General features: G+C 28.3%; 9 protein-coding genes. 6 read left to right on the top strand and 3 right to left on the bottom strand.

All coding sequences use genetic code 11. The annotated features are described in order from the left end of the window. Window positions 1-58 precede the first annotated feature (58 nt). Complete coding sequence (locus OD91_RS10895; RefSeq protein ID WP_144896415.1) at window positions 59-952, top strand: tetratricopeptide repeat protein; 894 nt, start codon at window positions 59-61, stop codon at window positions 950-952. A 189-nt stretch (window positions 953-1,141) separates the two neighbouring features. Here the strand turns inward: OD91_RS10895 and OD91_RS10890 are convergent, their stop codons facing one another. Further along, window positions 1,142-2,380 carry a tyrosine-type recombinase/integrase gene (locus OD91_RS10890; RefSeq protein WP_144896414.1) on the bottom strand — a complete coding sequence of 413 codons (1,239 nt, stop codon included), beginning with the start codon at window positions 2,378-2,380 and terminating at the stop codon, window positions 1,142-1,144. Between the two features lie 521 nt (window positions 2,381-2,901). On the opposite strand from OD91_RS10890, the gene OD91_RS10885 reads away from it, so the two are divergent. Continuing rightward, window positions 2,902-3,987: a glycosyltransferase gene (locus OD91_RS10885; protein WP_144896413.1), complete on the top strand. Its 1,086-nt coding sequence runs from the start codon at window positions 2,902-2,904 to the stop codon at window positions 3,985-3,987. On the opposite strand, the gene OD91_RS10880 is transcribed toward OD91_RS10885, so the two are convergent. Beyond that, window positions 3,988-4,806, bottom strand: a complete 819-nt coding sequence (locus tag OD91_RS10880; RefSeq protein ID WP_144896412.1) for a 2OG-Fe(II) oxygenase — start codon at window positions 4,804-4,806, stop codon at window positions 3,988-3,990. Between the two features lie 53 nt (window positions 4,807-4,859). Here OD91_RS10880 and OD91_RS13675 point away from each other — a divergent pair, with 53 nt between their 5' ends. Further along, window positions 4,860-5,978, top strand: coding sequence for a hypothetical protein (locus tag OD91_RS13675; protein ID WP_144896411.1), 1,119 nt, complete (start codon window positions 4,860-4,862; stop codon window positions 5,976-5,978). Here the strand turns inward: OD91_RS13675 and OD91_RS10870 are convergent. Next, window positions 5,968-6,654: a cell division ATP-binding protein FtsE gene (locus OD91_RS10870; protein ID WP_144896410.1), complete on the bottom strand. Its 687-nt coding sequence runs from the start codon at window positions 6,652-6,654 to the stop codon at window positions 5,968-5,970. The two genes, OD91_RS13675 and OD91_RS10870, sit on opposite strands and share 11 nt — an antisense overlap. A gap of 161 nt (window positions 6,655-6,815) precedes the next feature. On the opposite strand from OD91_RS10870, the gene OD91_RS10865 reads away from it, so the two are divergent. From OD91_RS10865 to OD91_RS13540, 3 genes are all read left to right on the top strand, one after another. Next, entirely contained in the window at window positions 6,816-9,839 is a 3,024-nt protein-coding gene (locus OD91_RS10865; protein WP_144896409.1) for a tetratricopeptide repeat protein, read from the top strand. 5 nt (window positions 9,840-9,844) lie between these two features. Beyond that, window positions 9,845-11,614 carry a TonB-dependent receptor gene (locus tag OD91_RS10860; protein ID WP_144896408.1) on the top strand — a complete coding sequence of 590 codons (1,770 nt, stop codon included), beginning with the start codon at window positions 9,845-9,847 and terminating at the stop codon, window positions 11,612-11,614. 95 nt (window positions 11,615-11,709) lie between these two features. Next, a complete protein-coding gene (locus tag OD91_RS13540; protein ID WP_186434442.1) occupies window positions 11,710-13,146 on the top strand; it encodes a M20/M25/M40 family metallo-hydrolase in 1,437 nt (478 codons plus the stop codon). Window positions 13,147-13,148: the final 2 nt, after the last annotated feature.

Here is a 13,148-nt window from a genome sequence, read left to right as displayed (position 1 = left end):
TATCACCTGCCCTACTTTTCATATACTAACCGTTAGCACCAATTTGAAAAAAAAACTAATGAGAAAGATATTTGTAACTTTAATTGTGATTTTAATATCACAAATTGGCTTTAGTCAAAATTATCAATCTGAATTTCAGAAATATTGTGAAACTAATGACACAATAAATCAATTGAAAACTTTGAGAAAATGGCAATCTGAAAACCCAAAAGACGCTGAACTATTTACGAGTTATTTTAATTATCATTTTATGAAATCTCGTCAAGAAGTTCTGGCTTTGACGAATGACCAAACAAATGGCGAAAGTCTTGTATTAAAAGATAGTTTAAATAAAAATGCTGGATTTTTAGGAAGCCAAATTCACTACAATCAAACCGAATTAAAAAAAGGGTTTGATAAAATTGACAAAGGAATCAAACTTTACCCAAATCGACTTGATATGAGGTTTGGTAAAATCTATGCACTTGGACAAATTCCTGATTGGAAAAATTTCACATCAGAAATTCTAAAAACAATTGAATATTCTGCTAAAAACAAAAATAATTGGACTTGGACTAGCAATGAAAAATTTGATGGAACAGAAAAAGATTTTCTATTAGACATTCAAAATTATCAGTTACAACTATACAATACTGGAAATGATGATTTACTAAAAAATATGCGAGATGTTGCTAACAAAGTTTTAGAGTTTTATCCAAACCATATTGAGAGTTTATCAAATTTATCAATTACATATTTACTAACTGGAGAATATGATAAAGGAATTGAACCTCTTTTACGAGCTGAAAAAATAAATCCGAAAGATTATATTGTTCTTGGAAACATTGCTCAAGGTTACAAACTGAAAGGCGACAAGAAAAAAGCTATTGAATATTATGAAAAAACAGCTGAATTCGGAGATGAAAGAGCAAAGGAATTTGCGAAACAACAAATAGTTGAATTAAAACAATAAAAAACTGGTGCTAACACCGTATAAAATTAATTGCTGGTTTTAGCCAGTTTACGAAAGTCCTCGCGGACTTTCTATCTGTGATTTATTTGCTAACTTTAGTGCTAAATCAACGCAACTAATCTTATACAATCACGTTGTAACACCTTTTGACCGTCTTAAATACGGCTCATAAAATTAAAGAGTTTTCACTCAGAAATCTTCAAATACTGATTTTACTGCTTCAATTTTAGCCTCATTATTTACTTGATGATACATATTAAATGTTTTTATATCCTTATGACCACTGATACTCATAATCGTTTTATCTGCTATTCCTTTATTTCTCATAATAGTAATAAATGTTCTTCTTGCTGTGTGGGTAGAAATACGTTCATAGAATTTCTTTACAAAAACCTCCTGTTCTACTCCTTTTGTTTTGCTATACTCAACTTCATTTACAAAACCAGCATCTTTTAAAACCTCTTTTATGTAATCATTATGTTTTTGATTAGAAACTAATGGAAGTCTGTAATCATATTTTAAGAGAATAGCTTTCGAAATAGAAATCAAAGGAATTTCTCTGGTATCTTTAGAACTATCTTTTTCTTCTTTTAATACTACACAATCACTACTATTAACCGTTCTTTTATTAATCAGTTTTAATTCGCCAAAGCGCATACCAGTTAAACTCTGAAAAATAAAAACATCTTTAATTTTATTCAATTTTGAATCATCACAATCGTGATTATAGAGCTTTTTAATATCTTCAAAAGACAATGCTTCCTCCCTTGTTAAAACTCGTTTGGGTTTTTTAAAATTAATAAATTTATTATTAAACATAAATTCTTTTTTTAAAGCCCAAAACAAAAAAGTTTTTACAAGCCCTATATTTCTATTAAAAGTATTTGTGTAATGATCTTTATACTCATAACAAAAATCAATGAACTCTGTATAAAATATATTGTCAATCTTACTGAAAGTTAATTTATATCTTTTTACTTTTTCAAATTCTGTAAGTAGATTTTTAATATTATTATATCTTTTAATTGTAGATTTTTTCCATTCTTTTCTTTTAATCTTTTCATTTGTGAATCGATCATAAACTTCAAAAAATGCAGTTTTATTAACTGAAATATTACCTAATGATTTATCTAAATACTGTTTTAATGAATGGCTTGTAAACTCCGTTTTACTTAATTCAGATCGAGATTGAAATAAGTAAAATTCATCTTCATATTGATTTAGAACTCGAGAAATGAGTATATGGTTGACCGATACATCCTTTCCCCTATTATTGGGTTTATTATTTTGGAAATCCCAATTTTTTGGGATTATTGATTGTCTTGTGGAATAAACAAATTGTTTTCTTTCATTTTTAAAATAACAAGAAAACAAAATTAAAGTCTCATTAACACCCTTTGGTTTTCTCAGATAAAATGTATGCTTCATAATTTTTAAATTATTTTCAAATTTTTATACGTTGATAAAATCGTTGATAATTTTGTTATATCTAATTATATAAAAAAAGATTATTAAGATATAAAAAAAGTATACAAACCCTTATAAATAAACAACTTATAAAGAATAAATGACAAACAAAAATTATACTAAAGTATTCTCGGCGTCTCCACAAAATACATTTTACCAAAATAAAATGTTAAAATTATATATAGACGTAAGTTATATTAAAAGCAAGCGTCTATTAAATTATAATAACAAGTTGTTATCATAATTTTTCATAGCAATTTTCCCACTTTAAGTAATTGAAGTGGGTTTTTTACGAAATCGATTTCTTTTCATCTATAAAAATCGACCTTTTATCTATTTTTTTTGGTTTACAACTACATTCTATTGTATCTTTGAACCAAGATACTTGTTAAAGAGTATCTTTCTTTTTCATAGCAATTTTCCCACTTCATACTTTGGAGTGGGTTTTTTATTTTATATTGCTCACAACAATACCTTTTTAGTTGAAAAAAATTATAGTTTCCGTAACAAACGATTTATCTACAGACCAACGTGTTGCAAAAGTATGTAATACTTTACACGCTAATGGTTTTGATGTATTATTGGTTGGTAGAGAATTAAAAAATAGTTCACCTATTATTAGAGAATATAGTACTAAAAGAATGAACTTATTTTTTAATAGTAGCTTTCTTTTTTATGCTGAATATAACTTCCGCCTTTTCTTTTTCTTACTGTTTACAAAAAAAGACATTTTACTTTCTAATGATGTCGATTCATTAATAGCGAATTTTTTAGTAAGTAAAATTCAAAGAAAAAAAATAGTCTTTGACAGTCATGAGTTATTTTCTGAAGTTCCAGAACTCGTAGACAAGAATTTAGTAAAAAAAGTTTGGCTTCAAATTGAAAAATGGGTCATTCCGAAATTGAAAAATAATTATACTGTTTGTAAAAGTATAGCCGATATATATAAAGACACCTATAAGTCAGAATTTAAAGTTATAAAAAACATACCTCTTTATAAAGAAACAGAGACCGGAAACTTTCCTTTTAATTATAAAGAAGAAAAAGTCATTATTTATCAAGGTGCAATTAATATGGGAAGAGGTTTAGAATTAATGATTGATACCATGAAATATCTTCCAAATTATATTTTTGTTATTATTGGTGATGGTGATATTTTTATTCAATTAAAAAAGAAAGTAAAAAAAGAAAGTTTAGAAAACAATGTGAAGCTTTTAGGAAAATTATCTCCAGAAGAACTTCAAAAACTAACACCTTTAGCAAATTTAGGAATCAGTTTTGAAGAAGATTTAGGCTTAAATTATAGATATGCTTTACCAAATAAAATATTTGATTATATCCAAGCAGAAATTCCAATTTTAGTTTCTAATCTTCCAGAAATGAAACAAGTTGTCTTAGATTATAATGTTGGTGGGATTATAAAAAACAGAGATCCAAAAATTATTGCTAAACAAATTGAAGCGTTATTAGATAAGGATTTTTCAAAAGAATTATGTACAGCAAAAAAAGCATTGGTTTGGGAAAAACAGGAAAAACAATTGCTTTCTATTTTTAACAACTTACATTAATTACTTTTTGTATTGGTGTGGATTTTCTCGTACTCCTTTTTTAAATAATTTTCGTAAACTAGAACGCACAGAATTGTCAATTTGCAAGATTATATCTTTTATTTTTTCTGAAGATCTTCCTCTAAATGTAGTAATATGAAATTCATCCGAAACTAATAAAGCGGTATCAGAAAAATAATAATTAGACACACAACATCTAACATCATCTTTAACAACTTTACTTACAGAGTGCCATGAATTTTGGTGTGTAGCCATTACCACCAACCTATTAAATTTACTTTCTATGGTGATTTGCTTATTTTTTAATCCGTTAGGCCAAACTTCTAAATTTCCACCGTTTTCAAGCTCCCAATCTGGAGTTACATAATATAACAGGTTTAAAACACGCCATCTATTTCTGTCTTTATCATGTGAATTATCCAAGTGTGGATTCAAAAAACTATCTCTTTTCATTAAAGATAATCCGCCAGCATAAAGAAACTCATCTCCATAGACATGTTCTAAATCACAAATTCCTGAAACCAATTTAATTACTTTTTCGTCTTGAAATGCATAAATAACTTCTTCTAATAATGAATCGTATTTATCCATTTGATAGGCTGTATACTTATACTCTCTTATATTTTTCTTTTTTACAGCTTGGTCAATTTTAGGAAATTTCTCATGAATTAATTGCGCAAACTCTTTGGGTAAAATATCATCTAAGAAAAAATAACCAATTGTATCTTTCGACTTTAAAAATTGCTTTTTTAAAGATTCTTTATTTTTCTCTAATTGATTAAAAATTAGCTCACCTATGTTGTTTCTATTATAATTCACAATTATTTTAAAAGTATAAAAGTATTCATTTTTAAATTCTATTTTTGTTCTTAATGAAGAAAAGTATTCACCTTGTTTCTTTTGATGTTCCGTATCCTCCGAATTATGGTGGAATAATAGATGTTTTTTACAAAATTATTGAACTACATAAAAAAGGTGTATCTATATATTTACACACATATTTATTCAACAATAAAAGAAAACAAACTGAGTTAGAAAAATATTGTGAAAAGGTTTTTTATTATAAAAGGAAAAATAGTTTTCTTTCCATTTTATCAACGCTTCCTTTTAGGGTTAAAAGTAGGAAAAACAACACTTTAATTTATAATTTAATTAAAATTAAAGCCCCTGTTTTATTTGAAGGACTACATACTTGTTACCCATTATTAAATAAAGTTTTTGATGAAAGAACTTTTATAAGAACCCATAATATTGAGCATGATTATTTTTATGGATTAGCAAAAAGCGAATCAAATATTTTTAAAAAGATATTTTTCTTTATGGAAGGTTGGAAGCTTAAACGTTTTGAAAAACATATAAATAAGGTAACCGGAATATTTACTATTTCACCCTATGAACAAAGGTATTTCACCTCTAATTACGGTAATAAATGTCACTATATTCCAGCTTTTCACAAAACTAAAACCATAGATAAGTATTCAAAAAAAAGAGATTTTATTTTGTTTCATGGAGATCTAAGAGTTTCTGATAATATTAAAGCAGCATTATTTCTGATTAAAGTTTATAAAGATTCAGGATATAAATTTATTATTGCAAGTAGTAAAATCAATAAGAAAATTGAGTCCGAAATAAAAAAACATGATGCTATTGTTTTTAAGGATATTCCTGATCAAGATTCTTTAGAAAAACTTTTAAAAGAAGCGCATATAAATACACTTTTTACTTTTCAGAAAACCGGAATAAAGTTAAAGCTACTAAACACATTATATCAAGGAAAACATATTATTGCTAATAGTAAAATGATTGATGATACTGGTTTAGAAAACTTATGTGTTGTGGCTAATTCAAAAAAAGAAATATTAAGGGCTACAGAAGAGTTATTTTCTCAAGATTTTGAAATTGAAGACATAAAAGACCGTCAAGATAAATTAATTCACTTTAGTCCTGAGGAATCGGCTAAAAAAATGATTAAAGAAATTTTTAAACCGTAGCTTTCTGTTCTACTTCAAACAGTTTTCCACCTTCACATTTCACGGTTCTTTGCTTAAATTTTACGATAAGCTGATAATCGTGCGTGGCCATAAAAATGGTTTTACCACTTTTATTTATTTCATTCAGTAATTCCATCACTTCTAACGAAGTTTTTGGATCTAGATTCCCAGTAGGTTCATCGGCTAGAATTAATTCTGGATCATTTAAAAGTGCTCTTGCTATTGCAACACGTTGTTGTTCTCCACCAGAAAGCTCAAAGGTTTTTTTGTAGTATTGTTCTTTCATACCAACCTTATCTAACACTTCATGAATTTTATCTTTTCTTTCTGATTTATCTTTCCAACCCGTTGCTTTTAAAACAAACTCAAGATTATCAAAAACATTTCTATCACTCAGTAATTTAAAATCCTGAAAAACAATTCCTATTTTTCTTCTTAAAAACGGAATCTCTTTTTCCTTTAATTTTTTCAAATCAAAACCAACAATATTTCCTAATCCGCGCTGTAAGTGTAAATCTCCATAAAGTGTTTTCATCAAACTACTTTTTCCACTTCCTGTTTTACCAATTAAATAGTAAAAATCACCTTTATTTATAGTCAAATTTACTTTAGACAATACTAAATTATCTCTTTGATAAATATCTGCATTATCTAAATGTAAAACCGAATCTTCCATAAAATATTGATTTCTACAAACCTATAAATTTATAATCATTTTACGATTAAAATTAGCAACAATTCTTACATTTGAATCATATTTTTAAAAACTTTTTTAGAAATACTATCCAACAAAACAAAAAAACGAACGTTATTCTTTTTAAACAATAAAATTCTTTGATGAAACCCTCAAAAAAAATAATTTTCTTTTTTTTAAGTATTCTACTAACATTCTCTGTTTCTTCTCAGCAATCTGAAATTGATGTAAACCTATTAGCAGATTTTAATCACGCAGTAAAATTGTACAACAACAAAGCATATGCTGCTGCACAACAGAATTTTATTAAAGTCACCAAAAAGAGCGAAAGCACAAGTAATATTAAAGCAGATGCATTTTATTATGATGCCATGTGCGCTATCAAATTAAATCAAACTGATGCCGATAAAAAAGTTAAAGATTTTGTAGAAAATCATCCAACAAGCAACAAAAAAGACAAAGCTTTTTTAAATGTTGGTAATTATTATTTTTCTAATAAAAGAGCATCCCATGCCCTAAAATGGTATACAAAAGTTAACGATCGTTTTTTATCTGATGAAAACAAAAAAGAGTTGAACTTTAAAATGGGATATGCATTATTGGTCAATAGAAATTTATCATTGGCTAGAAATAAATTTTTGCCTTTAATTAATGATGCTCGATACGGAAACGACTCACGATATTATTATGGATATATTGCTTACAAACAAGAAGATTACGATGTTGCAGAAACGACATTAACAGAAATTGCAAATAACGAATCTTATAAAAGTGAAGTAAGTTATTACCTATTAGACATTAGTTTTAAAGCAGGTAGATTTGAACGTTGTATTGATGTTGGCGAGAAATTATTACCAAAAGCAAGTAAAAAAGAAAAATCAGAAATTTCTAAAATTGTAGGAGAAAGTTATTTTAATCTTAAAAAATATAAAGAAGCAATTCCGTATTTAAAAACCTATAAAGGAAAAAGAGGTAAATGGAATAATACTGATTATTATATTTTAGGATACGCCTATTATAAGCAAGATAATTTTGAAACTGCCATTAGTTATTTCAATAAAATTATTGATGAAAAAGATGGTGTTTCTCAAAACGCATACTATCATTTAGGTGAATGTTATCTGAACTTAGACAGAAAACCAGAAGCCTTAAATGCTTTTAAAAGTGCTAGTGAACTTGCTTTTGATCAACAAATAAAAGAAGATGCTGCTTTAAATTATGCTAAGTTGAGTTATGAAGAAGGTAACCCATATAAAAGTGTTGCAGAAATTTTACAAGAATATTTAATTCAATATCCTAAGTCTAAAAGCTACAATGAAATTAATGGTTTGGTGGTTACCTCCTATTTACATCAACAAGATTATCAAGGTGCTTTAAATTATCTGGCAAAGAAAAAAACTAAAGAAAATTCAAAATTAACCAACGAAGTTTCTTTATACAGAGGAATTCAATTATTTAATGAAAATAAACTAAAAGAAGCACTTCCTTTATTTGTGAAAAGTAAAAAATCAGAAAAACCACCTATTTATCAAAAAGCACAATTTTGGGAAGCAGAAACTAATTACAGATTAGAAAATTATAAAGAATCTACAGCACAATTTATCATCTTAAAAAAGTTTTTAATTAAAAATAATAGCATTGAGTTTTCTGAAATCGATTATAATATTGGGTATAGTTATTTTAAACTAAAACAGTATGATAAGGCTATTGAATGGTTTCAAAACTTTTTGAGTAAAGAAGAAATTGATTATTCTTTAAAAGATGATGTTAGATTACGTGTAGGCGATTCTTATTTTGCATCAAAAGAATATAGAGATGCTATAAAAGCGTACAAAAACATTACTGATGAAATTGGAACAGGTGCAGATTATGCGTTTTATCAAACTGGAATTAGTTATGGTTTTTTAGGTGAAAATGATAAAAAAATTGACGCGTTAAAATCAGTAGTGAATCAATTTGAAACTTCAGATTTAAAAGATGATGCCTTGTATCAAATAGGAAATACGTATGCTAGTATTAAAGAAAATGAACAAGCACATAAGGCGTATCAACGTGTTTTAGAAAAACACCCTAAAAGCGCTTACAATCCAAGTATTTTATTACGAGAGGGGCTACTATATTATAATGAAAACAACAATAGTAAAGCGATAGAACGATTTAAAGAAACTGTAAAAAAGTATCCAAATTCTACAGAAGCAAAGCAAGCGGTTACCAATGCTAAAAATGTATATATAGATACAGGAAATATTGATGAATATGCAAATTGGGTTCGTGGAATTAAATTTGCAAATGTCTCTGATGATGATTTAGATAATATCACGTATCAAGCAGCGGAAAATAAATTTTTGGAGAATAATACTCAAAAAGCCATTGAAGGTTTTAGCAAATATCTACAATCCTATCCAGATGGTTTACACGCACTTAAGACAAACTTTTACTTAGCCGAATTACTAAATAAAATTAATCTTCAAGAAAAGGCGATTCCGAATTATAGCTATGTAATTGTTCAACATCAGAATGAATTTACAGAAGAAGCTTTAAATAAATTAGCGCAAATTCATCTAGAAGCTGCGGATTGGAAAAAAGCAATTCCTTTGTTAGAACGATTAGAAGTTGAAGCAAATTCGCCACAAAATATTCTGTTTGCAGAAAGTAATTTAATGAAAGGGTATTACGAATCTAATCAATTTAAAAAAGCAGTTGAATACGCAGAAAAAGTATTGGTAAAAGATAAAATTGAAAGCAATTTAGAATATGATGCTAAGATTATTATTGCCAGAGCTGCATTTAAAACTGAAGATTTACAAACCGCCGAAGAATACTATGGTGAAATAGAAAGAAACGCTACTGGAGAATTAAAAGCGGAAGCCCTGTATTTTAATGCCTTTTTTAAACATCAAAATAAAGAATATCTAGACTCTAATAAAGTTGTACAAACGATAGCTGCTGATTATTCTTCTTATAAGTATTGGGGATTAAAAGGCTTAATTATTATGGCAAAAAATTATTACAAACTAAAAGATGCCTATCAAGCAACGTATATTTTAGAAAACGTAATTAAAAATACGCAAGGATTTGATGATGTTTTATTAGACGCAAATAACGAGTTGAAGAAAATAAAAACTCAAGAAGCCAAAACCAATAATTCGGTAACACCACAAAATTAACATTGATGAAAAAAATTCTTTTTACATACCTAGTTATTTTTGGTGTTTGTTTGGTAAACGCACAAAAAAAATCACCTCCAAAAAAGGCTAAAGACACTATAAAAACAGAAGTAATTAATGTGATTACTTCGTATACTCCTAAAATATCAGATGCTTTTAAGATAAAAAAAACGCCTACCATTAAATTAGATAAAGACAGTAAAAAGAGAGCCTTAGAATACACTATTTTTTCTGCGCCGGTTGCCTCTACATTTATTCCTAAAAGTGGCGTTTTAAAAGGAATCGATTTAGGAAAAAAAGAACGTTTATACAGAAATTATTTAGCAGGCGGATTTGGAAGTAACACAACTCCTTTTGGAGAACTATTTTTACATTATAATTCTAAATTCGATTTTGATATTGGCTTGTTTGCTAAATATATCTCTTCTGAAAATCCTATTGAAAGTACACCTTTACAAAGTGGTTTTTCAAATTTTGAAGCTGGATTCTTTTTTCTTAAGGAAGAACGTTATTTTGATATTAAAATTCAGTTAAACTCAGAACAGAAAAAATACAATTGGTATGGTTTACCAAATTATACTTTTACACAACCAACCATAAATGCTATTGCCGAAGAGCAAAGTTATAATTCGTTTAACGTAACAACAGAATTTCTTTTACACGATTCGTATATTCAATCTTCATCAATTAGTTTAGGAATTTTTAGAGATTTATATGATTCTTCTGAATTTTTAATTCAGTTAAAACCTAATTTTAAATTTCCTTTAGGAAGAATTAACCGATTTTTAGATGATATACATGTAAACACAAAACTTGAGTTTCTAAAAGGGGATTTTGTAAAAGAATATACCAGTAATACTCAAATCAAATACACTATTTTCACAGCTGGTATAAATCCGTATTATTTATTAGATTGGAATGATTTTTCTATAAAAGCTGGGCTAAAAACCTATCTTTCTTTAGATACAGAAAATAGTTCTACTAACTTTTTAATCTATCCAGACGTGCATGTTTCGTATCCATTAGTAAAGGATTACTTAAATGTGTATGTGGCTGCAAATGGCGATTTACATACCAATACATATCAAGATTTAGTGGCAGACAATCCGTATGTTTCACCAACACTTTTCATCACACAAACCAATGAAAAATATAGTTTTAATGGTGGATTTGCAGGAAAACTTTCCACGCATACTAGTTTTGATTTTAAAGCCAGCTACAAAAACGAACAAGACAAAGCGTTATTTTTAAGAAATAACTCAAAATCTGATGGGACAAATACAAATTTTAATGCTACGTCGCTTTTAGGGTACGAATTCGGAAACTCTTATAAAGTATTGTATGACGATGTTATTACACTCAGTTTTTTTGGTGAAATAGAAATCGACTTAAGCAAGAAAATTACTGTTGGTTTTAATGGAAAAGTAAATTCATATACTGTAAGCAATAATTCAACCGCATGGAATTTACCAGAGTTTGAAGGAACTTTTTTTACCAGATATAAAAACTACAAATGGTATTTCGGACTAGATGCTTTTATCGTTGGAGATAGAAGTGTGATTAATTATAACGGAGCAAACAACAATTCATTTACCACAAAAAAGCTAACTTCTTATGTAGATGTTAACTTAAATGGAGGCTATCATTTTAGTGATAAACTTTCTGCTTTTATAAAAATGAATAACATTTCTGATAATAAATATCAACGTTTCTCGAACTTTAATAATCAAGGTTTTCAAATTTTAGGAGGGGTTGCCTATAAGTTTGATTTTTAAAGCTAGCGTTTTTAAGTATTTTATAATCTAAAATTACTTTTTCAAATTTCTCATTTGATTTTTGTAGATTTATCTCATTCAAATAATCCTACAAAATGAAAAAACTATCGCTACTTATTATAGCAAGTCTTGTAATTTTTTCTTGCAAGCAAACACAAAAAGATACTGCTCTAAATTCTGCAGACTTTTCTAAACAAGAGAAAAAAGACTCAACAAACATTAAACACTTTTTCAATACGGCTTTAAAAGAAGGTAAAGCCTACGATTGGTTAGAAGACCTAACAACAAATGTTGGAAGTAGATTATCTGGTTCTGAAGGTGCTGCAAAAGCTGTTGTATGGGGAGAAAAACTAATGAATGAGATTGGTTTAGACTCAGTTTGGTTACAACCCGTTATGGTTCCGCATTGGGTACGTGGCGAAAAAGAAGTTGCTAATTATTCTTTTAAAGGCAAAAAGATACATGTACCTGTTTGTGCTTTAGGTGGATCTATTGCAACACCTTCAAACGGAATTACAGCAGAAGTTATTGAAGTAAAAAGCATCGAAGAAGCCGAACTATTAGGTGAAAAAGCCAACGGAAAAATTGTCTTTTTTAATGGTCGATTTGACAACACCTTAATAAACACTTTTAAAGCGTATGGTGGTTGTGTTGGGCAACGATTTGCTGGTGCGTCAACCGTTGGTAAATTTGGAGCGAAAGCAATTATTGTTAGATCAATGACAAACGGCATTGATGATTATCCACATACAGGTTCTATGGGGTATGGAGATATTCCAACATCAGAATATATTCCTTCAGCAGCAATTAGCTCTAGAGCTGCAGAAAATTTAAGCAAACATTTAAAAGAAAATCCAAGGTTAAAATTTTATTTAAAACAAAGTTGTAAAACATTACCAGATGCACCTTCTCATAATGTAGTTGGCGAAATTAAAGGAAGTGAAAATCCAGATAAAATTATGGTGATTGGCGGACATTTAGATTCTTGGGATTTAGGTGATGGCGCTCATGATGATGGAACAGGTATTGTACAATCCTTAGAAGTTGCGTACTTATTAAAAAAGAATAATATCAAGCCAAAAAACACAATTAGAATTGTCTTTTTTATGAATGAAGAAAATGGGTTACGTGGTGCCAAAGAATATGCGCGTTTAGCTAAAGTAAATGGAGAAATTCATATTGGTGCTTTAGAATCTGATGCTGGCGGACATACACCAAGAGGTTTTTCTATTGATGCAAATGATAAAAACATTCACTTATTACAAAGTTGGAAAAAACTATTAGCTCCATATGGTTTACATGATATTACAAAAGGCGGAAGTGGCGCTGATATAAGTCCTTTGAAAAATGATGAAATTACATTGGTAGGTTATCGTCCAGATAGTCAACGTTATTTTGATTATCATCATGCAGCAAGTGATACATTCGATAAAGTAAATAAACGTGAGCTTGAACTTGGGAGTGCTTCCATGGTAAGTATTGTCTATTTAATGGATAAATATTTGTACACAAACGAGACTCTTAAACCATAATT

Origin of the sequence: Lutibacter sp. Hel_I_33_5, assembly GCF_007827455.1 — a bacterium.
Lineage (GTDB): Bacteria > Bacteroidota > Bacteroidia > Flavobacteriales > Flavobacteriaceae > Polaribacter.
The sequence above is the reverse complement of the archived record's forward strand: the minus strand, read 5'-3'. Positions and strand labels throughout refer to the sequence as shown.